Source organism: Campylobacter concisus (assembly GCF_002913745.1).
Taxonomy (GTDB): domain Bacteria; phylum Campylobacterota; class Campylobacteria; order Campylobacterales; family Campylobacteraceae; genus Campylobacter_A; species Campylobacter_A concisus_R.
On the sequence record NZ_PPCG01000077.1, the window covers coordinates 1 to 21,473 of the forward strand.

The following is a 21,473-nucleotide window of genomic DNA, read 5'->3' on the forward strand; positions in this document are numbered from 1 at the left end:
AAAAAACTTTTAGTTTTTATATTAGTTTGTCTAATCTATTATTTAATCATAATAGACTGGCTCAATCGATCACTTGTTTAGATTTCAAAGATTGACTAATAGTTTAACAATTGTAAGTTAAAAGAACAACGATAAGAAAAAGGCTTTATTAACGTTGAAGTTAAAGGTGGTTTCTCGTTTCGTGAGCTGGAATTATATATGAGGGATGCTTAAAGATAGTTGAAATAATTGCAAAATATTTTATAAAATCAAAATTTTTTTAGACATAAATTTGGAGAGTTCTGCTCTCCATCTTATAAAGATTAATTATATGTGATATAACTTTTTCACGATATGTGTCAGCAAACTGCGATAACCTCAATTTCTACAAGTGCATCTTTTGGCAAAGTCTTCGCAGCTACCGTGCTTCTAGCAGGATATGGCTCTTTAAAAAATTTAGCGTATGTGACATTTACTTTAGCAAAATCTGCCATATCTGCTAAAAAGATCGTAGTCTTTACGACATTATCAAAACTAAGTCCAGCCTCAGCCAAAATGTTTTGTAAATTTGTAAGTGACTGCTCGGCTTGAGCCTCTACGCTACTGCCTGCAAACTCGCCTGCTGGTGTGACGCCAAGCTGACCTGAGATAAATAAAAATCCATTCGCGCTAATCGCTTGAGAATATGGTCCGATCGCTTGTGGGGCGTTTTTTGTTGAAATTTGTTTTTTCATATCTTCTCCTTTGAAATTTGGCAAAATCCTACTATAAATTTCTAAATTTTTAGGCACCAAAGGCTATAATGAGCAAAATTTCAAAAGGACAAAGATGCAAATAACCCTTGCACCAAACGAATTTTTAGATGACTACGTGCTTGGTGCGCAGCTTGCCAAAAACGCGGGCATCTCATCAAACGCCTATCTTTTTTGGAAAAATGCGATCAGCGCTAAATTTGAAAACTCGCGCATCGTTTTTATTAGAAAAAAGAGCGTCCCAGAGAAATTTGCAGACGCTTTGCAAGCCTGCACGCCCTTAAATGGCCTCGTGCCAACTGGCGTTTTTTGCTCATTTACCTCACTCGCCCCATCCCACCTCGTGGCAAAAAATGGCTCGAAAATTTATGAGCTTTTTGAATTTCATGAAATTTGCGGTATCAAATTTTTAAATTTAAAGAAATTTTATGATGATTTTAAGCTTAGCTACTCGTATAGAATTTATATAGAAAAGTGCAAATTTTTCTCGCCGGCACCCTTTGAAAAGCGCATAAAACTGACTGATACTATGTGTCTTGGCTACTACTAGCCACCTCGTAAACGATTAGCGCCTCAGTTTTGTAGCCCCCTATCCTATTTTTATATAGCAAAATTTCGTCGTTTTCTCTTTTGGCGTAAATTTTAATGTGAGCGGAGTTTGTGCTCTCATCGTAGTCCTCGTATATAAATTTAAACTCCTCGCTACCCAGCGCGACAAACTGCAGCGCCTGAAACGAAACAGCAAGCACTATCTCCTTGCTAATGCCACTTGTTCTAAATTTATCAGCCAGCTTCACTACAAACGACCCCACGTCGCTAAAGTACTCCTCGCAGCTTTCATACTCGCTTTCAAAAACTACTATCTCATTTATCGACCACTCATTTTGCGTCTTGTTTTGCTCAAATTTCTGCCTTTTTCTTATGGCAGCTTTTAAAAATATCCCTTGCGGTTTTGAGATAAAGCCCTCGTCCAGAATTTGCTTTAGCTTTAAATTTACTAGCTCGCTTTTGGTTTTGGTAAAAAATCTAAGTAGTGGCTTTGCTTGATCGTTGTAAAAAGTTTTCATTTTAGAAGAAATTCCGCTAGCTGGGAGCTAGCGGATCAAATTTAGATTTTTTTGTAAGGTGCTTGACCGACTTCGTAGAAGTTATTGCCCTCGCAGTCGATAGCCACAATCGCTGGGAAGTCCTCTACTGTGAGCCTTGCGACTGCCTCTGGTCCTAGCTCTGGATATGCCAAGACTTCATATTTTTTGATACTTTGGCTAATGACCGCTCCGATACCGCCGATAGCGACCATATAAACACAGCATGATTTTTTCATCGCATCAACCACTGCATCATTGCGATATCCCTTGCCGATCATGCCATTTATGCCAACTTCGTTTATCATAGTTGGTGTGTATTTGTCCATTCTGCCGCTTGTTGTTGGACCTGCTGCGCCGATAGCTTGGTTTGGTTTAGCTGGTGTTGGTCCGACGTAGTAGATAGTCTCGCCCTTTAGCTCAACTGGTAGCTTCTCGCCACGTGCTAGAGCCTCTGTTAGCGCCTTGTGAGCGGCGTCACGAGCAGCGATGATAGTGCCTGAGATTAGGACATTGTCGCCTGCTTTTAGGCTTTTTACCACCTCTTTATCAAATGGTGCTGTTATTCTTTTTACTTCTGACATGTTATCTCCTTAAAGCTCGGCGTCTGCGTGGCGTGCAGCGTGGCAGTTGATATTTATGGCTACTGGTAGGCCTGCGATGTGAGTTGGATACCACTCGACATTTACTTTTATGGCAGTTGTATCGCCACCAAGCCCTTGAGGTCCGACGCCTGTTTTGCTAGCAAGCTCAAGAAGCTCATCTTCGAGTTTTGCATATCTTGCATCGGCATTTTTACTATCTACTGGACGAACTGCAGCTTGTTTGGCTAGAAGTGCAGCTTTATCCATAGTGCCACCTATGCCAACGCCTATTGTCATTGGAGGGCAAGCGTTTGGTCCGGCGTATTTTACAGCCTCTAAAAATACTTTTTTAACGCCCTCTATACCATCAGCTGGCACAAGCATTTTTAGTATTGATTTATTCTCACTACCAAAGCCTTTTGGAGCGACTTTTATCTTTAGCTTATCACCTGGAACGATCCTAGTGTGGATGACCGCTGGAGTGTTGTTTGTGGTGTTTTTTCTCTCAAAAAGTGGCTCAGCGACGACTGATTTTCTAAGATAGCCCTCAGTGTAGCCTTTTGCAACGCCCTCATTGATCGCATCTTCGATGTAACCGCCCTCGATATGCACGTCTTGACCGATCTCGACAAAGACAACCGTCATGCCTGTATCTTGGCAAATAGGCGCAACGCCCTCTTCTGCTAGCTTGGCATTTTGCAAAATTTTGCCCAAAATGTCTTTGCCAAGAGATGAGCTCTCTGTGGTTTGAGCTTTTGTAAAAGCAGCCTTTAGATCTGGTGTAACGACGTAACAGGCTTGTTTGCAAAGCTTTGCAACAGTCTCTTTTATATCTTTTACGTTTACCGTTCTCATTTATCCTCCTCGTAAAAAACAATTTTTAATTATATAAATTATATGTAAAATTTAAGATTAAATTATAATATTAAATTTAATCACCCAACCTCGGTGTTTAAATACTCTTAAGCAACTTTGGATAAACTACAACAAACTTAAATTTCAAAGGAAAAGTTATGAATTCGTTAGTCATCGTGATACTTGTTATCGCAGTCATTTTTGTCTTTTTCATCAGCCTTTACAACTCGCTTGTTGCAAAGCAAAACCAGGTAAAAAGCGTGGAGGCTGGCATCGACGCACAGCTAAAAAGAAGATATGATCTCATACCAAATTTAGTAGCCACTGCAAAAGAGTACATGGTGCATGAAAAGAGCCTACTAGAAAACATCACTGCCCTTAGAGAAAGCGCTAGAAGCGCCTCTACAAATGAAGAGAAATTTGAGCTAAATAACAAAATTTCAAGCTTGCTAAATGGTCTTAGAGTAAGCGTAGAAAACTATCCAGACCTAAAAGCAAATCAAAATTTACTTCACATCCAAAGCACACTAAACGAGGTTGAAGAGCAAATTTCAGCTGCCAGACGCGCTTACAACTCAGCTGTTGAAATTTACAACAACGCCACACAGATGTTTCCTTCAAACATCGTAGCTTCAATGTTTGGCTTTCACAAAGATGTCTTTTTTGATATCCCTGAAAATGAAGCAGCTGCTCCAAACGTCGGTGATCTTTTCAAAAAATAAGGCATAAAAAATGCAAGCAGACGAACTAAAAGGCATCGATCTAAGCGACCTTGACGAGCTTGAAAAAGAGCGCCTTGCTATGGGGCAAAAAGCCTTTAAAATGATAGTTTATGGCTTTCTTGGCATCATAGTTGTAAGTGGTTTTTTGGCATCACTGCACCTTGGAAATTTATTTTTCTTTTTGCTAATAGGCGGAGTTTTTTATCTTGGCAAGACGATAAATTGGCTAAAAAACGAGCTTGTAGCAAAATTTAAACAAAAAGTAGTTGGCGTCATCGTAAAAAACTATGGTCTAAATTTCAGCGCAAATGGCGGACTAAGTTTGGATGATTTTTTAAAAATTTACGACGCTGACGTAAATAGACACTATGCAGAGGATATGATCTACGGACAGATCGATGAGACGCAGTTTAAGCTTTGCGATTTTTATGCGGCAAAAGAGGTAAAAGGTGAGAAACGCACCACTACAACGGTGAAATTTCAAGGCATTTTGCTAAAGGCTGAGTTTAAAAAAGAGCTAAACGCCACGATCTATGTCTGCGACAAGAAGCGGACATCTGATCTAAGAAGCGATGGCGAGCTAGCGATGATGGATAATCCTAAATTTAATGAGCTTTTTAAGACCTACACGACCGATCAGATCGCTGCTAGATATGCTCTAACGCCAAAGCTGATGGAAAATTTAACCACTCTAAGAACTAAATTTAACGCCCCGCTCTCGGCAGTCTTTTTAAAAAATGAAATTTTCATCGCGATCGATCTTAGAAAGGACAGCTTTGAGCCTGATCTTAAAAAGCCGATAAACAGCAACGAGAGCGTGCAAAACTACATCGCAGGAGTTAGCGACTTTGTAGAGATCGTGCGTGATCTAGAGCTAAACAAAAACATCTGGAAGAGCTAAATTTATAAAATGCCAGATAGGACAAAGCTCAAAGAAGGCGACATATTTTACGTCTATAATGACTACTACAAGAGATATTTCTTTGGCAAAATCTTAGTTGATATTAAAAACCGACTTGTAAAGCGAGCGAATGAGGGCCTTCTTTGGCCGCTTGATTTTTTTAGTGACTGCTACTTGGTTGCTGTTTATAAAGATATAGCAGATACGCCGGTGCTAAAAAGCCGTGAATTTATAATCCCGGGTAGCTTCATCTACAAAAGCAGTTTCAACCGCAAAAATAAAGACGGCATAAAGTGGGTCTATTATGATCACGAAGATATCAACTACCAAGAGTTAGAATTTCCAGAGTATCTCATCAGTAGCAATGATAAAATTTGCCTACAACGGGGAGAGCTTAGCATACCAACTGGCTTAACTCGCGCGCAATATGAAAATGAATTTAACATTACTGGCAGCAAAACTGGCGGCATAAACTACTCAAATGCTCTGCTTTTACAAGGTTTGCCAGCGTATAAACAGAGGATAGACTATAGCGATCTTCGCCTTTTACCAGAGCTTCGTAAAAAGCTCTATGAGATGATAGGCGAGAACCCAGGCACGCCCTACTACGAGCTAGCATTAAAGCATGGCAAAGATCTAGCACGCTTTTATAAATGATAAAAAATAGATAAGCAAATTTGGCCACAAAAGAGCTATTAAGAGGCGTTTTAAAATTTAACAAAATAAATTTGGCTCTCTCATTGCAGCCTAGATGAGCGCGATAGAGAAATTTATGACGAAATTTCGTGACATCGTATCTACGAGCCAAGGCTAATAAACTTTAGTAAATTTAAATATCACAAGCAATATTACTCGGCTACTTTTGCGAGCGGTTGATAAATTTAAAACTCGCAAGCCATTTTTAAAAATTTATAGCCAAATTTACAAAAAAACGGTGCTAACGTTTTAGAGAGCTATTTAAAAAGGTAGTGCTACTTTAAATTTTGTGGTTTTGTAAGATAAATTTGATGGCTTAGAGTTTTTAAAAAGCACAATGCCACTTAAATTTGCCATATTTTTTATGATTTTGCGAGATTAAATTTAATGGCCAAAAAGCCATTAAATTTATAAACTAAGCCTGAGCAGGCTCCTCTTCTTCTTTTATCTTTTTTCTAACTTTTACGCGCGAGATACTAGCTCCGTCCATCTTTCTCACCTCGTAGTAGCAGTTTTCATCCTCGATCTTGTCCCCAACGACTGGCAAACGACCGATAAGGTTAAAGACATATCCGCCGATCGTGACTTGATCGGTCTCTTCATCAAAGCTTATGCCAAGAAGCTCCTCAACACTCTCTAGATCGTATCTGCCTTGGAATTCATAGATGTTTTCATTTATCTTTTTATAGTGTTGATCTACCTCGTCGTGCTCGTCGTTAAAGTCGCCAAGCACCTCCTCCATGATATCCTCCATCGTAAGAAGTCCAGCCGTGCCGCCATACTCATCAACGACAAGTGCCGCTGAAATTTGCTCCTTGTTCATCATCACAAGCACCTTTGATATAGAAAGGCTCTCAGGCACGATGACAAATTTACGCACGATCGCATCAAAACTCTTCTCTTTATCCTCGCTAAAGTGTAGCTGCAAGATATCTCTAATGTGTATCATGCCCAAAATGATATCTTTTGAGCCGTCTATATAAGGATAGCGAGTATATTTTGACTCAAAAACGACTTGTAAATTTTCTTCAAAGCTCTTTTGTTTGTTTATACAGATCATGTCGCGTCTTGGCGTCATAACCTCTTTTGCGACCGTGTCACTAAAATCAACTGCATTTTTGATGATCTCAGTCTCAAAGCTGTCAAGCACGCCGCCCTTTAAGCTCTCGCCAACGATGATCTTGATCTCCTCTTCAGAGTGCGCTAGCTCATTCTCTTTTGCTGGCTGGATGCCTAAAATTTTAAGTCCAAATGTAGCTAGAATGTCAAAAAGCTTTATGATAGGCGAGAAAAGTATCCAGAAAAAGTGAAGCGGACGGGCGATTTTAAGCACTGCTGATTCTGATTTGGCTATGGCGACTGACTTTGGTACAAGCTCACCCATAACGACGTGAAGTAGCGTGATAAGCGTAAATGCGATCGCAAAGCCGACTGTATGAACTAAAATATCGCTAAGGTTGAAAACATTTTTAAGAGGGGCTTCTATAAGCCTTGCGACTGCTGGCTCACCGATCCAACCAAGGGCGAGCGAGCTTAGCGTAATGCCAAGCTGAGTGGCGCTAAGATAGGTATCAAGCTTGTTTGACATCTCAAAGGCAAGCTGGGCGTTTGGCTTTTTCTCTTTGATGAGCTCTTCAAGTCTAGACTTGCGAACCTTAACAAGGGAAAATTCCGACAAAACAAAAAATGCGTTTAGTAAAATGAATATAATGGCAAGTATTACCATTAAAAGCGAGTTATCGCTACTGGGGTACAATTATGATCCTTAAGAGTTAAAAATTTTGGCTGATTATAGCGAATTTATATTTAGCGGTCAAATTAGCCGCGCCCAAAAGTAACAACGTTTCTTAAATTTAAAATTTATAAAAAGTTCTTAAATCATATTTTGGTAACATTATTTTCATCACTAAATTTATGGATTTTACAATGAGCAAAAAGAATTTTTCATCACGCTGGGCTTTTATATTAGCCTCAGTTGGTTCAGCCGTTGGTATGGCAAATGTTTGGGGCTTTCCTTACAAGCTTGGCACAAATGGTGGTGGAGCATTTTTACTCATCTACATCTTTTTTGTCGCACTTTTTTCTTACGTTGGCTTAAGCGCAGAGTATGCGATCGGCAGACGCGCAAAGACTGGCACGCTAGGATCATATAAATTTGCTTGGCAAAGTAGAAATTTAGGCGTCATCGGCAGCATCGTCGGCTGGCTTCCACTTGCTGGCTCACTTTGCATAGCCATCGGCTACGCTGTCATTATCGCTTACGTGCTAAAAGCCCTTACCCAGGCGCTTACTGGCTCATTTATGAGCGTTGATACAAATGTTTGGTTTAACTCATTTGCGCTTCACGAGTACTCGGTCCTGCCATATCACTTCATAGTGATCGTTGGCACGCTTCTTACGCTATTTTTTGGAGCAAAAAGCATCGAAAAGACTAATAAAATAATGATGCCACTATTTTTCGTGTTATTTGCCATTTTGGCTATAAATGTCGCGATGCTGCCAAACGCATTTGAGGGGTATAAATTTCTATTTATCCCTGACTTTAGCAAGCTTGAAGATCCGATGGTATGGGTCACAGCGATGGGTCAAGCCTTTTTCTCGCTCTCTATCACGGGTTCTGGCATGATAGTTTATGGAGCATATCTTTCAAAAGATGAGGACATCGTAGAAAGCGCTAAAGCTACGGCATTTTTTGACACTCTAGCAGCCCTTGTGGCAGCACTTGTCATGATCCCAGCGGTCTTTGCCTACGCTATGGACCCAGCTGGCGGACCAAAACTACTTTTCGTAACGCTTCCTAAAATTTTACAAAATATGATCGGCGGTCAAATTTTTGCGATCATACTATTTACAGCAGTCATCTTTGGCGGTATCACTTCGCTTCAAAATATGTTTGAGGTGGTAGCTGAGTCACTCATGCATAAATTCCCACGCCTTAGTAGATTTTGGGTGCTTGCGCTGCTTTGCGTGGTTTGCTTTGGCTTTGGAGCGTTTATGGAGCCTATTAGCAGTTGGGGACCTTGGATGGACTTTGTCTCTATCTATATCATCCCGATCGGCGCAGTCATCGGCGCAATATCTTGGTTTTGGGTCATTAAAAAAGAAGAAATTTTAGATGAGATAAACTCTGGAGCTAGCAAACCTTATGGCTCGCTCTGGTATTTTGTGGGTAAATTTATCTACGTTCCGCTCACGCTTTTACTCTGTGTGATCGCCATTAGCAAGGGAATTTCTTTTTAACTTAGCCCATCAAAAGACGAGCTAAGTCTAAATTTGAAGTTATTTTAGCTTTTTAGAGCCGATGTAAGTAGCAAAGACCTCTTGCGAGCCATCTTTTTTAAAGAGTATGACGTCGTATTGCTCGGCTTTGCCGCCTTGCTCCATACCCTGACTCTCCATAGGCATGCCAGGCACTGCGATACCGATAGCGTCTTTTGGTTTAAGCTCTAAGAGGCGCTTTACCTCATCAACTGGCACGTGGCCCTCGATGACATAGCCATTAACGATAGCTGTGTGGCAGCTTGAAAGCTCTAGTGGCACGTGAAATTCTTTTTTAACCTTGACCAAGTCATCTACTTTGATGGTCTCTTCGCTAAAGCCAGCCTTTTGCATAGCACTCACCCAGTTGCCACAACAACCGCAAGTTGGGCTTTTATAGACTTTCATATCGGCCCCAAGCGCTAAGGTCGCACAAAGGCTAAGAGCTAAAAATGCAAATTTCTTCATCATTTTCCTTTACGTTAAAATTTGCAAAATGATATAGTTTGGGTTTAAATTTTATATAAATGCTTAAATCTTGCCTGCTATAATTGCCAAAATTTACAAAAGGCACTTTATGTTTTCATCATTTTTCAAAGACAAAAAATGGGCACTTTGGGCTTACGGCGGAGCGATATTTATCATCTTACTGCTTATCTATCAAACGCATCTAAACGTCCGCATCAACGAGTGGTATAAAAATTTCTACGACATCATGCAAAACTCAAAGGATCACAATGTAGATGAGTTTTGGCAAGGGATATTAAATTTCTTAAAGATCGCCATGCCATACGTCGTAACCTACACGGTGATATCGTTCTTTGCGAGCCACTGGGTCTTTCGCTGGAGGGAGGCGATGACCTTTAAGTATCTCAAATTTTGGCGAAACTGCCAAAACGACATCGAGGGCAGCTCGCAGCGTATCCAAGAGGATGTTTATCGCTTTGCCAAGATCATGGAGAGCCTTGGCGTGCAGGTTTTAAAGGCGTTTATGACGCTGATTGCCTTTATACCGGTGCTTTGGGAGCTAAGCAAAAGCGTGAGCCTACCTTTCATCAAGGACATCGAGGGCTCGCTAGTTTATATCGCGCTACTAATTAGCGTCGGAGGCCTCATCGTATCGTGGTTTGTGGGCATAAAGCTACCGCACCTTGAGTATAACAACCAAAAAGCGGAGGCGGCGTTTAGAAAAGAGCTAGTTTATGGCGAGGATGATAAGCTCAAATTTTGCCAGCCAAACGTTATGCTAGAGCTTTTTACAGGGGTCAAGCTAAACTACTACAAGCTATTTTTGCACTACGGCTACTTTAATCTCTGGCTCATCTCATTTTCGCAAATTCTTGTCATCGTGCCTTACATCATCATGGGAAATGGCCTATTTAGCGGCGTCATCACGCTTGGCGTTTTGATCCAAGCTAGCAATGCTTTCTCGCAGGTCAGAGAGAGTTTTAGCGTCTTTATCGATAACTGGACGACGATAACGGAGCTAAGATCGGTCAATAAGCGTTTGAGAGAATTTGAGAGAAATATAGACTACAAGGCGTAGGGGTTAAATCTACATAAGAAATTCGGGCAAATTTTAAAATTTCATGAACGAGTAATTTCAGCTCTAAAATTTGAGCTAAGCGATGAGCGAAGCCAAATTTAGTAGTCAATTCTTGTGAGTGAGTGAAAGTTTTAAATTTGCTTTTAGATGTAAATCTATCAAAAGGGAGACAAGGGGACTTGAATTACGAAGCCGTCCCCTTATCCCCCTTTTTAAATCCCCTAAACCCCTCGCACGTTCAAAGTGCATGCAATTGTGCTTCGCACTGCATGCGTTTTATCCTAAAAAGCTTACCTTTAATTTTAAAATTTCATGAACGAGTAATTTCGGCTCTAAAATTTGAGCTAAGCTGCAAGCGAAGCCAAATTTTAGTAATCAATTCTTGCGAGTGAGTAAAGATTTGAAATTTGCAAAAGTGGTAAATTCCTATTTTTCAAATCGCAAAATTTAAATTTCACCCCTCGTTTAACAATGCATATCCAACACAAGCTATAATACGCCAAATTTTAATCCAAAAAGGATGAAAATGAAAAAAATTTTACTTACGTTATTAACAGCTAGCATGCTTATCACAGGCTGCACGAGCGTCACAAAGTCAGGCGTCGTTGGCGCAGATCGCAAGCAGTTCATGCTAGTATCTTCTGAAGCGATGGAGCAAAGCTCGGCTCAAGCTTACGTCAAGACGCTCACAGCTGCTAGAAGCAAGGGTGAGCTAAACGTCGATCCGATCCTCACAAAAAGGGTTTAAGATATCGCAAGAAGGCTGATCGCGCAAACTGGCGTTTTCAGAGAGGATGCCCTAAAATGGAAGTGGCAAGTAAATGTCATCAACGAAGATACGCTAAATGCTTGGTGCATGCCAGGGGGCAGGATCGTCGTTTATAGCGGTATTATTAAAAAGTTAAATTTGACAGATGCGCAGCTAGCAGCGGTCATGGGTCACGAGATCGCCCACGCGCTTAGAGAGCACAGCAGGGAGCAAGCGAGTACCGACCAGCTCAAAAACATCGGCATCTTTGCAGTCGCAACCGCCACAGGACTTGGCGATCTTGGTGCAAGCGCTCTAAATTTAGCCAGCCAATACACCATCTCACTGCCATTTTCTCGCTCACACGAGACCGAGGCTGATCACATCGGCACTGAGCTAATGGCAAGAGCTGGGTACGATCCAAAAGAGGCGGTCGAAGTTTGGGTTAAGATGAGCAAGATGAGCGGTGGCAAAGTGCCTGAAATTTTAAGCACTCACCCATCAAACGAGAGCAGGATCAAAGACCTAAAAGAGATCGCAGCAAAGCTTGAGCCAGTATATCAAGCAGCCAAAAAAGGCTAGGCTTGATCGAGCGAGCAAATTTAAGCGACCTTGAAGCGATCACGCAAATTTATAACGAATATATCTTAGAAAGAACTGCGACTGCAGACTTGCGGCCAGTTAGCACAAAGGAGCGAGAGCCTTGGTTTAACGCCCACGGCGGCTCGCGCCCTATTTTTATCTACAAAGAAAATGATGAAATTTTAGGCTACTGCTCGCTAAGTGACTTTAACCCCAAGATCGCTTACGATATAAGCGTGGAGATAAGCATCTATGTCACTAAAAAAGCCCTTAAAAAGGGTATCGGCAAGCAGCTTTTAGCCCACAGCCTAAATGAAGCTAGAGGGCTAAATTTAAAAAACATCATCGCACTAATCTTTAGCAAAAACAAAGCAAGCCTTGGGCTGTTTTTGAAATTTGGCTTTGAAAAATGGGGCGAACTACCTGGCGTTTGCCTGATGGATGGCGAGTATAAAGATGTCGTTATCTTGGGGCTAAAGCTCTAAAAGCCAAGCATTAAGCAAATGAAGATATAATCACCTTCTTCTTGGGTAGATGTCCGAGCGGTTTAAGGAGCACGCCTGGAACGCGTGTGTGGGGCAACTCACCGAGAGTTCGAATCTCTCTCTACCCGCCATAAATTTGACAAAATTTACTCTATTGTTTTAACACAAAAAGAAATTTAAAGGATCAAAATGATCGAACACCTACTGCTATTTTTTGCACTGCTAGCCATCATAATCGCTTTGGTGATGGTATCAAACAGCCTAAAAGTCGCTTATCCAGTGCTATTAGTCCTTGGCGGGCTGGCCATTAGCTTTGTGCCAAATTTACCAAGTATCAAGATCGATCCTGAGCTTATTTTCATCATATTTTTACCGCCACTTCTTTACGAGGCCGCGTGGGCAAACTCGCTAAAAGAGCTCTTTAAGTGGCGCCGCATGATCGGCAGTTTCGCCTTTATCGTGGTTTTCATAAGCGCAGCAGCGGTTGCAGTGATAGCAAATTTAGTGATCCCTGGCTTCTCGCTCGCCCTTGGCTTCATGCTAGGAGCCATCGTCTCGCCACCAGATGCGGTGAGCACGGCAGCTATCCTTAAATTTGTCAAAGCCCCACGCAGGATCAGCGCCATTTTGGAGGGCGAGAGCCTTTTAAATGACGCCTCCTCGCTCATCATTTTTCGCTTTGCCGCAGTTGCGGTCACAACTGGGCAGTTTATCTGGTATGAGGCGGCTGCTAGCTTTGTTTGGATGGTGGTTGGCGGCGTTTTGGCTGGTCTTGTAGTGGCGCTTGCGGCTTATTTTTTACATAAAATTTTGCCAACTGATGAAAACAGCGACACGATAATGACGATCACGACACCTTATATCATGTATATCTTGGCTGAGGAGCTTGGCGCTAGCGGCGTTTTGGCGGTGGTTTGTGGCGGACTTTATCTCTCTACTAAGAAAAATGAAATTTTCACCGCTTCAACAAGGATCCACGCGGTACCAGTTTGGAACAACTTCATTTTCTTACTAAACGGCCTTGCTTTTACCATGATCGGCCTTGATCTGCCTGAAATTTTATCAGGACTAAAGCGTAGCGGTGTCTCGCTCTTTGAGGCGATCTCTTACGGCATTTTGGTCACTGCTGTGCTCATCGTTATCCGCCTCATGGCATCTTATGGCGCTGTTTATATCACGATGTTTATGAAGCGCTATATCAGCGTGGCGGACGATCGCAACCCAGGCAAAGCGACACCTTTTATCGTCGGCTGGGCTGGCATGAGGGGCGTTGTCTCGCTGGCTGCGGCACTTTCTATCCCTGCCATGGCTGGGAGCGAACCCTTTCCGCACAGAGACCTCATCTTGTTTATAACATTTGTCGTGATCTTGCTAACGCTCGTGGTTCAGGGCTTAAGCTTGCCACTGCTCATCAAAAGTGTGAAATTTCCAGACTTTAACGACCACATGCCAAATGAGCTTGCAAGGATCAAGATCAAAAAGGCACTTGCGCAGGCTTCGCTTAAATTTAAAAAAGAGAAATTTGTAGGCGATGAGCATTTCTTATTTTAAAAGCTTGAAGAGGTTTGGAATTTCGAGCTTGAGAGCGAAAATTTTGAGATCAGCGACGAGACTAGACAGAGATATTTTGAAATTTTAGAGGAGCAAAGAAAGGCACTTTGCGAGCTAAACAAAGACCCAAAGATCGACGAAGAGGTCATTAGGACATTTTTATATCATATCGATCTTGAGGAGCAGAGGTGGCGTGCGCATAGCGAGCACTAAAATTTTCTCCCTACGCTGCAGCTTACCGCGCCGCAAAATCTCTTGCCAAATTTGGCCTCGACGATGAGCACAAGCACGAAAAATATCTTCTCATCGTTTAGCCGTGCGATCTGGCGCAGGGTTTGGTTGGCGTTATTAAATTTAACATCATTTTCGCGCAAACTCTTGCAAAACAGGGCCTCGTCAAAGCCAAGCATGCGTGAAATTTCACTGATCGTGTAAGGCTCAAGCGAAACGATGATGCGGTCCATGTTGCACATAGTTGGATTTTTGCGGTGTGTGGTGACGTCGATTATCTCATTTATGAGCTTTACTAGCTTTTTTCTGCGGTTAAAAATGTGCAAGATCACGGCACAAACGATCAAAGCTCCTGCAAATTTATGCGCGCTCATCATCCACTCACTATAATCGCCCATGGCGAAATTTAGCCCAGTAAATGCAAGCAGACAGATCCCACAAGCAAGAGCGCAAACAAGACAAAATTTATATATCACTTCTACTTTAAGCAATGCAAATTCCTTATTTTTTTGAAATTATACACCCCTATGCAAAAAATTAAGAGCGCAAACTAGAAATTTAGCTGGCGCGTTAGAGTAAATTTAGCTAAAACTTATAGTTAAAGCTGAGATTAAATGTGCGTGGATCGCCATAAACCATCATGTTTTTGCCGATACCTTCGTAGTATTTTTTATTAAAGAGATTGTCGATATTTAGCTGCACGTCAAAGTTTTTACCAAATTTATATCCAAACATCAAATTTGCCAAAGTATAGCCCTTTTGTGTGATCTCACCTGCGCCTTTGCCAGTGTAAATTTTGCTCTTATACATAGCTCCAGCCCCTACTCTAAAGTCCCTAAATTCATACTTTGCAAATAAATTTGCCGTGCTTCTTGATGAGTCGGTGGCGTATTTCTCGCCATTAGCATCTTTTGCGTTAAAGTGCGTTGCACCAAAGCTTAGGCTTAAGTTTTTAGTGATCTCGCCGTTTAGATCTAGCTCGACGCCCCTGCTTGTCACGCCTTTGCCGGCTTCATATATGTCGGCATTTGTTGCTGGATTTTTCTTGCCAGTCTTTATGCCAAGCTTGTCTTGCACGATCTTAAAGACGCCAAGACTTGCTTGAAGTGCCCCGTCAAGATACTCGCCTTTGATTCCCACCTCATAGTCCTTGCCTTGGATCGGATCAAGGTACTTGTCGTTTGCGTCCTTTAAGCTTTGAGGCTTAAATATACTCGTGTAGCTAGCATACAGAGTGTGGTTTGCTCCGATATCGTAGGTGATGCCAAGATATGGCGTGATCTCATTTGTGAAATTTCTATTGTCTTTGCCGCCTTCGATCTCGTATTTGTAGTAGCTCACCCTAGCACCTAGCAAAAATTTAAGCTCATCGGTGATTGATAGTTTATTTGCCGCGTAAAATGCCTTTTGTATCGTTTTATCTTTATTGTTTTGATCTTCGTAAGGAAATTTTGGATCATCAAGGTGTAAGTTTTTAAAATCAATCCTGCTCCTTGCCGTATAAGCAAGCCCAGCTGGCGTAGTCCTTTGCAGCCAGTAGCTACTTACCTTATCGCTACTTTTTTTATAGTTGTTATACATCGCGCCAAAGACAAACTCATGGGATAAATTTGCTATCTCGTAAGGGATATTTGCGTATGCATCGACGTTGTGGATGTTCTCCTCTCTTTTGTTTGCATAGGCGCTAAGACCACCTATATTGCCGGTGCCGTCTAAATTTACCGCTCCGCCGTAGTAGAGTAAATTTGAGTCAGTGTTTGCCCGTCTAAATGAGTAGCTTAAATTTAAGCTCGCTTCATTTTCAAAGTAGTGTTTAAAATCAGCGTAGAAATCAAGCGTTTTTATATCCCACCTAGTCCAAGGCTGAGAGAAAATTTCATTTTTACTAAAATTTGTCCTAGAGCCATCTACGTAAAAAGCTGGCATGCCACCCCACCTAACCCCGTGGCGTCTTAGCTCTTGATAAAACGCACCAAGGCTAAGCCATGAGTTATCGCCTATGTCGCTATCGACTACGCCATAAATCGCGCTATTTTTGCGGTTATAATAATCCATATAAGAGTGCGACTTCTCATGCATAAAAGATAGCCTTGCTCTAACGCTTCCGCTCTCATTTACTGGTGTTTGCACATCGCCATTTACGCCGTATCTATCGTATGAGCCTGCACTTAGTCCAAAATTTCCTTTTAGCTCCTTTGAGTCTGCTCTTTTTCTTATGAAATTTAAGCTTGCAGCTGGGTTGCCAGCGCCTGCAAGTAGGCCATTTGCTCCTTTTACCACCTCGACTCTTTCATAAGGTAGCAAGCTCATATCATTTGCGCCAAGGCTAAAGCCGCCAAAGCTAGGCATCGAATCAAGCAAGTAATAATCTATCTTAAAGCCACGAGCCGTCGGATATACGCGCTCGTCCCATTTGTTTAGCGTGACGCCTGGGATATTTCTAAGAAGCACCTGATAGTCCTTGATGCCTTGATCTTTTAGCCTTGCCTCCGTTAGCACGGTTAGCGACTGGGGCGTTTGGCGAGAGGTTAAATTTAGCCTAGTTGTGCTCTTTACAAGCTCTTTTGCAAAGTAGTTTGCGTCGTCTCTTCGCTCGCTCTCTACGACATCGACCGCTTCTAAAACCTTCTCATTTTCACTAGCATAAATTTGAGGCAATGCCAAATTTAAAGCAACTAAGCTAAGTAAAATTTTTTTCATTTTTTTCTCCTTTTAAATTTTCTAAACCACAGATAAAGCCCTGAGATACTCAAAACTAGCGGCGAGATGCCCACTATAAACCAGATAAATTTCGTAGTTTGGTTGTAGTTTCCAAAGTGCGATCTCCTAAAGGCTGAGAGGATTTTCTCGCTTAAATTTGCATTTTTTATGTCTAGGACGCTAACTAGCTTGCCGCTATCTTTGTCATAAGTGATCACGCTTGAGTACTCATTGTGCAAGAAACTTTGCCATATCACGTAGCCAAAGATGCGGATGTTTGCCCATTGCATGAAAGGCAGCGATATGAAGTGTGGCTCAAAGCCTTTTATATCCTTTTTCGAGCCAGCCACCAGCTCATCAAGAGATAAGCTCTTGTTGTAAATTTTTGCGTCTATTACGAATTCATCTTTAAACTCTGGCGCGCGTGCCATCTGAAATTCCCACCAAGCGCCACTTATGCAAATGAGAAGCAAAACTGGCGTGCAAAAAATTCCTATTATCTTGTGGATGTCGTTCATAAAAACATTTAGGCCATTTACGCGCAGTCTAAGCAGAGTTAGCCAAAATTTACGGTAGATCACAAAGCCGCTAATGCAGATAAAAAATGTAAAAATAGCTGTTAGAAAAAGGATAACATTGCCACTTTTCTCAAGCAAGAGCTCCTCATGGATATGCGCTAAAACTCCGAAAAACCCCTCGTCATGTGCTAGTGGCTCGCTCTTTATCTTGCCACTAAAAGCGTCAAAATAGATAAATTTCCACTCTTTTTTGCTATCGTTATGCTCGATTAGCCAAATTTTGTCACATTTTTTAGAGTTTGCATCGATATTTATGCCAACCATCTCGTAGCCACCAAGCTCGCTTGCGACGATATCTCTTAGCTCATCAAAGCTGATCCTTTTGCCTAAATTTTCTTTGTTTAAATTTACATTTACGATATTTGGGCGAAAAAGGCTGTTTAGCTCGTCTTTATAAACCAGGATCGCACCGCTAAAGCAAACTACAACAAGCGGGATAAAAAAGAGAAGCGACAAATATGCATGCACCTTGTAAAAAAGCTTTAAATTTAAAAATTTTACCCCTTTAGCCACCTTTTAAAAGTTAGTCTTGATAACGGTTTGCAATTTTATAAGATTTTTGCTTTTATAATTTTTAAAACCATTATCAAAATATAATTTTAAAAAGAAAGTGACGTTTGTAAAATTTGAGTTTAGAAAGGTGAAAAATTTGATTTAAAAAAAAGAGACAACTCCTCTTTGTGTAAGCGGAAAAGCCAGAAAAGGGGGAAGCAAAGTCTTAACCGCTACAAAAAGGAGGGCCCGTTTAGGACGATGAAATGTTATTATTTAAATATAAATTTTAATGAAATTTTTAGTTAATAAAAAAAGAAATTCTGCGTAATACTAAAGTAAATCACGATATTTAGGCATTTTATAAAGAAATTTCTCTTTTAAAATGGTAAAAATATATGCTTTGTGTGAAAGCAAAAATCACATTTGAAATTTTATTTTTTGTTACTATTAAGCGTGATTTATTCAAAAGTTATTTTATTTATTTTTTCAAAAGTTCTATCAAATTTTAAAATTTATGAGCGAGCATATCACGCTTCTAAATTTAGTGGCGAATAGTTATGAGCCCTAAATTTAGTAAGCTGCTAAGGCGAGTGAGTAAAGTTTTAAAATTTGCAAATTTGCTTCGTCAATTCATATAAGTGCCAAGTAAATTTTAAAATTTCATGAACGAGTAATTTCGGCTCTAAAATTTGAGCTAAGCTGTAAGCGAAGCCAAATTTTAGTAATCAATTCTTGCGAGTGAGTGAAAGTTTAAAATTTGCAAATTTGCTTCGTCATACATATAAATTTCAGATAAATTTTAATTCTTAGGCACGAGCTCTAAGACGTTGCAGGCTCGTTTGCTGCCCATTTTGCAAGCTTTATCAAGGGCATTTGCAGATAGATCAAAGCTCTGCTCTACGCCGTTTCCTTGCAGATATTTTGTAGCTAGCTCATAGCAAGCCTCGCTGCTGCCATTTTCGCAAAGCGACTTAAATATCTCATAAGATCTAACCAGATCTTTTTCAACGCCAAGACCTCGCCCTAGCATATCAGCATATAAAAAGCAAGAGGTTTTATCTTTGTTCTCGCACTCGCTTGAAAGCTTTTTAGTAAAGCTCTCGCAAGCTTTTGCGTCACTTTTGTTGATGCAGTTTTGCATGTTTTCATCCCAGTTTGCACTTAGAGATAAAACGGCAAAGGCTAAAAATAAAATGGATTTTTTCATAAATTTCCTTGAGAGAGATAAACCCCCTTTGGGGGAAAGGGGGTCATTACAAAAAGGAGGTTTCTTGTTGGACAAGTGGAATGATACAAGCCTCGTCTAAATTTAAAGCCAACTCTTATTTAACAAAAAACAATCAAACAAGATCTCTCTTGCTAAAGCCCAAATAGCCGCAAACTAGCAAGATGGCGCCAAGCACTAAAGGGTAGATGATCGCATAAGCTACGAAGGTCGCTTTTGAAAATGTGCCTAAGATAAAGTAAGACGCGGTGCCGATGACTGCTAAATTTGGATCAAAAAGGCTAAGAGCTGCTATCCTAAAAAGCTCGATCGGATTTAACATCGCGATAGAGTAGATGACGTACTCATCGACAGAGCTTCGCATAAGCAGTCCAATGAGCGCTAGGTCGATAAAAGCTAGCATGATAAGCCAGAGCAAAAACGCCACGCCTTGACCAGTTTCTTGGTTTTTAATAAGGCTTGATATGAAAAAGCCAAGCGATAAAAAGACGATACTTAGGCTAAAAAGCAGACCAAAGTAAAGCACCAGCACACCCCAAGGTATCGACACACCCTTTATAAAGCCAACCACCACGCAAAGTAAAAGCGAAAACAAAAGCGGCACAAAAACGACAAATGTCCGCCCAAGCGCCTTGCCAAAGTAGTACTCTTTAAGGCTTAGCGGGAAGCTTAGCACGTACTCAAGCAGGTTTGTGTCCCTGTCTTGATTTATGCTTCTAACGGTTGAAATTAAGATAAATATCGGCACGATGATGACGCAAATTTGTATAAACAAAAGTAGCGCCCTTGTTAGCCCAGAAAAGCCAAGCACGCGCGAGTCGGTCACTCCGCTAAATAAAAATCCTATCATCAAAGTAGAAAAAAGAAGCGCATAGATCGCAAACCACCTCGAGCGAAACGACTCTTTGACATCTAGTTTTGCTATTAAAAAAAGGTTATTCACTCTTGCTCCTTAAATTTTCTTCTTTGATGATCTTGCCAAGGTCCATATAGACGCATCTATCAAGCAGATGAGCGATCTCATCTATGCGGTGCGAGATGAAAACTAGCGTCTTTTTTTGCGTGAAATTATCTAGCAAATTTTTAAAAGACTCTCTTGCTTTTACATCTAAATTTGCCGTTGGCTCGTCAAACATCAAAATTTCACTATCTTTGGCAAATGCGATGGCTATTAGCATCTTTTGCTTCATACCGCCAGATAGTTTGTAAAAGGACTTATTTAAATTTGCATGCAGGTCAAGCTCTAAAAGCTTGCTAAATTTCTCAATATCTTCAAATTTAACATTTGAGCTTTTGCAGACAAACTCGCAAAGCTCACGCAGGCTAAATTTAAGTGGTGGCGGGGTTTGCGGCACAAATGAGATAAACTTTAGCGCCTCTTTTCTATCTTTTAGGGTATTTACGCCATTTATCGCGACGCTTCCGCTATTTGGCACAAACTCACCCAAGATGATACGCATGAGCGAGCTTTTGCCAGCTCCATTTTGCCCAAGTATCGCTATCTTTTCGCCAGCTTTTACATTTAGACTGACGCTATCAAGTATCTTTTGCGAGCCAAAAATTTTCGTTACTTCTTTTATATCTATCAAAAAATTTCCTTATATGAGTTTCTTAAAGCCGTTGTCAAATTTAAGCGCATCTTGGTGGCAAACGTCGATACACCTGCCACAAAGTGTGCAGTCAGCTCCAGCTATCCTAAAGAGCTTTTTACTATCATCAGTTTTTGCGCCTTTTTTTGTCATAAAAAGCACGTGTGGCACTAGGCAAACATCAGTGCAAACCAAGCAGTGATCGCACCTTTCTTTATCCCAGCTGACCTTTATCGCATTTGGCTTAGCCAGTAGCGAGTAGGTCGCTCCAACAGGGCAAACATACCTGCACCATGCCCTGCGTGAGAAGAAAATTTCCACCACAAGCATAGCTACAACAAGCCAGATAGCGTGAAAGTAGCCATAGATGATAAATCTTGAAAATATCCCAACGACGTTAAAAATTTCAAAGACTAGGCTTGAGCTAGCAAAGCTAAGAGCCAAAAACAAAATGGTAAAAGCGTAACGCCACTTTGTGTCAAAAACTCGCGGTTTTACTATCTTTTTGGCGCGCAAATTTTCATGAATTTTCTCAGCTATCTCGCTTATAAGTGAATACGGGCAAACCCACGAGCAAAAGCCCCTGCCACCAAAAATGATGTAAAAGGCTAGGATGCTAAGCGAGCCGATTAGCAAATTTACATGAATTTCATGAGTTGCTAAAAAGACTTGCAAGCTCATAAATGCATCTGCTAGGTGAAAGCCAAGTATCCTTGAGGCGCTGATGTCGCCCTCTAAAATTTGCACATCGACCCTGTAAGAGAGCACAAATAAAAGATGAACCAGCACGATAGTAAAAATTCGCCAAAAACGTATGCTTGGGCGCTTTTTGCCATCTTTTGTAGTCGTTATTAGCGTGCTTAGAAAGCTTACGTTTCTAACGGTCGCACGAACGTTATATTTATCCATTT

At 41.1% G+C, this 21,473-nt stretch carries 21 protein-coding genes, 1 tRNA gene and 1 pseudogene; 10 read left to right on the forward strand and 13 right to left on the reverse strand.

The window, feature by feature from the left end; translation table 11 throughout:
• Positions 1-338: 338 nt before the first annotated feature.
• Positions 339-713 carry a RidA family protein gene (locus tag CYO90_RS09430; protein WP_103579312.1) on the reverse strand — a complete coding sequence of 125 codons (375 nt, stop codon included), beginning with the start codon at positions 711-713 and terminating at the stop codon, positions 339-341.
• A 94-nt stretch (positions 714-807) separates the two neighbouring features.
• On the opposite strand from CYO90_RS09430, the gene CYO90_RS09435 reads away from it, so the two are divergent.
• Positions 808-1,281 (forward strand): cysteine permease, encoded by a 474-nt coding sequence (locus tag CYO90_RS09435; protein ID WP_103579313.1) that lies wholly within the window; start codon positions 808-810, stop codon positions 1,279-1,281.
• Here CYO90_RS09435 and CYO90_RS09440 read toward each other — a convergent pair.
• Genes CYO90_RS09440 through CYO90_RS09450 form a run of 3 tightly spaced genes read right to left on the reverse strand, consistent with a single transcriptional unit; the run spans position 1,259 to position 3,255 of the window.
• Entirely contained in the window at positions 1,259-1,798 is a 540-nt protein-coding gene (locus tag CYO90_RS09440) for an L-cystine-binding protein TcyA (RefSeq protein ID WP_103579314.1), read from the reverse strand. The genes CYO90_RS09435 and CYO90_RS09440 overlap by 23 nt on opposite strands.
• Positions 1,799-1,839: 41 nt before the next feature.
• Positions 1,840-2,400, reverse strand: a complete 561-nt coding sequence (locus CYO90_RS09445) for a Fe-S-containing hydro-lyase (RefSeq protein ID WP_002942950.1) — start codon at positions 2,398-2,400, stop codon at positions 1,840-1,842.
• A gap of 9 nt (positions 2,401-2,409) precedes the next feature.
• Entirely contained in the window at positions 2,410-3,255 is an 846-nt protein-coding gene (locus tag CYO90_RS09450) for a fumarate hydratase (protein WP_009295312.1), read from the reverse strand.
• Positions 3,256-3,413: 158 nt separating this feature from the next.
• Between CYO90_RS09450 and CYO90_RS09455 the strand changes: the two genes are divergently transcribed.
• From CYO90_RS09455 to CYO90_RS09465, 3 genes are read left to right on the forward strand one after another with little or no spacing between them, the layout of a single operon-like run.
• Positions 3,414-3,977, forward strand: a complete 564-nt coding sequence (locus CYO90_RS09455; protein WP_103579315.1) for a LemA family protein — start codon at positions 3,414-3,416, stop codon at positions 3,975-3,977.
• A 10-nt stretch (positions 3,978-3,987) separates the two neighbouring features.
• Positions 3,988-4,878 carry a DUF3137 domain-containing protein gene (locus CYO90_RS09460; RefSeq protein WP_103579316.1) on the forward strand — a complete coding sequence of 297 codons (891 nt, stop codon included), beginning with the start codon at positions 3,988-3,990 and terminating at the stop codon, positions 4,876-4,878.
• A gap of 9 nt (positions 4,879-4,887) precedes the next feature.
• Complete coding sequence (locus CYO90_RS09465; protein WP_103579317.1) at positions 4,888-5,535, forward strand: sugar transporter; 648 nt, start codon at positions 4,888-4,890, stop codon at positions 5,533-5,535.
• Between the two features lie 454 nt (positions 5,536-5,989).
• Here CYO90_RS09465 and CYO90_RS09470 read toward each other — a convergent pair whose 3' ends face one another.
• Positions 5,990-7,330: a hemolysin family protein gene (locus CYO90_RS09470; protein WP_002942940.1), complete on the reverse strand. Its 1,341-nt coding sequence runs from the start codon at positions 7,328-7,330 to the stop codon at positions 5,990-5,992.
• A 170-nt stretch (positions 7,331-7,500) separates the two neighbouring features.
• Between CYO90_RS09470 and CYO90_RS09475 the strand changes: the two genes are divergently transcribed.
• Positions 7,501-8,814 (forward strand): sodium-dependent transporter, encoded by a 1,314-nt coding sequence (locus tag CYO90_RS09475; RefSeq protein ID WP_103579318.1) that lies wholly within the window; start codon positions 7,501-7,503, stop codon positions 8,812-8,814.
• Between the two features lie 39 nt (positions 8,815-8,853).
• On the opposite strand, the gene CYO90_RS09480 is transcribed toward CYO90_RS09475, so the two are convergent.
• Entirely contained in the window at positions 8,854-9,300 is a 447-nt protein-coding gene (locus CYO90_RS09480) for a DUF411 domain-containing protein (protein ID WP_103579319.1), read from the reverse strand.
• Positions 9,301-9,409: 109 nt separating this feature from the next.
• On the opposite strand from CYO90_RS09480, the gene CYO90_RS09485 reads away from it, so the two are divergent.
• The 5 genes and pseudogenes from CYO90_RS09485 (at position 9,410) to CYO90_RS09505 (ending at position 13,744) form a co-directional block, all read left to right on the forward strand.
• Entirely contained in the window at positions 9,410-10,378 is a 969-nt protein-coding gene (locus tag CYO90_RS09485; RefSeq protein ID WP_103579320.1) for a putative transporter, read from the forward strand.
• Between the two features lie 526 nt (positions 10,379-10,904).
• Positions 10,905-11,708 (forward strand): annotated as a pseudogene (locus tag CYO90_RS09490) (M48 family metallopeptidase).
• A gap of 2 nt (positions 11,709-11,710) precedes the next feature.
• Complete coding sequence (locus tag CYO90_RS09495) at positions 11,711-12,193, forward strand: GNAT family N-acetyltransferase (protein WP_103579321.1); 483 nt, start codon at positions 11,711-11,713, stop codon at positions 12,191-12,193.
• Positions 12,194-12,236: 43 nt separating this feature from the next.
• Positions 12,237-12,324 (forward strand) — tRNA-Ser (locus CYO90_RS09500).
• Positions 12,325-12,382: 58 nt separating this feature from the next.
• The gene (locus CYO90_RS09505) at positions 12,383-13,744 is read left to right on the forward strand and encodes a Na+/H+ antiporter (protein WP_258030725.1); all 1,362 of its coding nucleotides are present in this window, start codon (positions 12,383-12,385) and stop codon (positions 13,742-13,744) included.
• 209 nt (positions 13,745-13,953) lie between these two features.
• On the opposite strand, the gene CYO90_RS09510 is transcribed toward CYO90_RS09505, so the two are convergent.
• The 7 genes from CYO90_RS09510 to CYO90_RS09540 form a co-directional block, all read right to left on the reverse strand.
• Positions 13,954-14,466 carry a chemotaxis protein gene (locus tag CYO90_RS09510; protein WP_103579322.1) on the reverse strand — a complete coding sequence of 171 codons (513 nt, stop codon included), beginning with the start codon at positions 14,464-14,466 and terminating at the stop codon, positions 13,954-13,956.
• A 94-nt stretch (positions 14,467-14,560) separates the two neighbouring features.
• Positions 14,561-16,675, reverse strand: coding sequence for a TonB-dependent siderophore receptor (locus tag CYO90_RS09515; RefSeq protein WP_103579323.1), 2,115 nt, complete (start codon positions 16,673-16,675; stop codon positions 14,561-14,563).
• On the reverse strand, positions 16,672-17,709 hold the full coding sequence (locus CYO90_RS09520; protein WP_429827835.1) for a PepSY-associated TM helix domain-containing protein: 1,038 nt from the start codon (positions 17,707-17,709) through the stop codon (positions 16,672-16,674). Before CYO90_RS09520 ends, CYO90_RS09515 begins: the two co-directional genes overlap by 4 nt.
• Positions 17,710-18,547: 838 nt before the next feature.
• A complete protein-coding gene (locus CYO90_RS09525) occupies positions 18,548-18,955 on the reverse strand; it encodes a tetratricopeptide repeat protein (protein WP_103579325.1) in 408 nt (135 codons plus the stop codon).
• Positions 18,956-19,088: 133 nt separating this feature from the next.
• Positions 19,089-19,916, reverse strand: coding sequence for an ABC transporter permease (locus CYO90_RS09530; protein WP_103579326.1), 828 nt, complete (start codon positions 19,914-19,916; stop codon positions 19,089-19,091).
• Complete coding sequence (locus CYO90_RS09535; protein ID WP_002941553.1) at positions 19,909-20,562, reverse strand: ABC transporter ATP-binding protein; 654 nt, start codon at positions 20,560-20,562, stop codon at positions 19,909-19,911. Before CYO90_RS09535 ends, CYO90_RS09530 begins: the two co-directional genes overlap by 8 nt.
• A 9-nt stretch (positions 20,563-20,571) precedes the next feature.
• Positions 20,572-21,471, reverse strand: a complete 900-nt coding sequence (locus tag CYO90_RS09540; protein WP_103579327.1) for a NapH/MauN family ferredoxin-type protein — start codon at positions 21,469-21,471, stop codon at positions 20,572-20,574.
• Positions 21,472-21,473 lie beyond the last annotated feature (2 nt).

What these genes read in the sequence shown, in the direction of transcription:
- CYO90_RS09430 (WP_103579312.1), bottom strand. Translation starts at nt 713, where the DNA reads ATGAAAAAACAAATTTCAACAAAAAACGCCCCACAAGCGATCGGACCA.
- CYO90_RS09435 (WP_103579313.1), top strand. Translation starts at nt 808, where the DNA reads ATGCAAATAACCCTTGCACCAAACGAATTTTTAGATGACTACGTGCTT.
- CYO90_RS09440 (WP_103579314.1), bottom strand. Translation starts at nt 1,798, where the DNA reads ATGAAAACTTTTTACAACGATCAAGCAAAGCCACTACTTAGATTTTTT.
- CYO90_RS09445 (WP_002942950.1), bottom strand. Translation starts at nt 2,400, where the DNA reads ATGTCAGAAGTAAAAAGAATAACAGCACCATTTGATAAAGAGGTGGTA.
- CYO90_RS09450 (WP_009295312.1), bottom strand. Translation starts at nt 3,255, where the DNA reads ATGAGAACGGTAAACGTAAAAGATATAAAAGAGACTGTTGCAAAGCTT.
- CYO90_RS09455 (WP_103579315.1), top strand. Translation starts at nt 3,414, where the DNA reads ATGAATTCGTTAGTCATCGTGATACTTGTTATCGCAGTCATTTTTGTC.
- CYO90_RS09460 (WP_103579316.1), top strand. Translation starts at nt 3,988, where the DNA reads ATGCAAGCAGACGAACTAAAAGGCATCGATCTAAGCGACCTTGACGAG.
- CYO90_RS09465 (WP_103579317.1), top strand. Translation starts at nt 4,888, where the DNA reads ATGCCAGATAGGACAAAGCTCAAAGAAGGCGACATATTTTACGTCTAT.
- CYO90_RS09475 (WP_103579318.1), top strand. Translation starts at nt 7,501, where the DNA reads ATGAGCAAAAAGAATTTTTCATCACGCTGGGCTTTTATATTAGCCTCA.
- CYO90_RS09480 (WP_103579319.1), bottom strand. Translation starts at nt 9,300, where the DNA reads ATGAAGAAATTTGCATTTTTAGCTCTTAGCCTTTGTGCGACCTTAGCG.
- CYO90_RS09485 (WP_103579320.1), top strand. Translation starts at nt 9,410, where the DNA reads ATGTTTTCATCATTTTTCAAAGACAAAAAATGGGCACTTTGGGCTTAC.
- CYO90_RS09505 (WP_258030725.1), top strand. Translation starts at nt 12,383, where the DNA reads ATGATCGAACACCTACTGCTATTTTTTGCACTGCTAGCCATCATAATC.
- CYO90_RS09515 (WP_103579323.1), bottom strand. Translation starts at nt 16,675, where the DNA reads ATGAAAAAAATTTTACTTAGCTTAGTTGCTTTAAATTTGGCATTGCCT.
- CYO90_RS09525 (WP_103579325.1), bottom strand. Translation starts at nt 18,955, where the DNA reads ATGAAAAAATCCATTTTATTTTTAGCCTTTGCCGTTTTATCTCTAAGT.
- CYO90_RS09540 (WP_103579327.1), bottom strand. Translation starts at nt 21,471, where the DNA reads ATGGATAAATATAACGTTCGTGCGACCGTTAGAAACGTAAGCTTTCTA.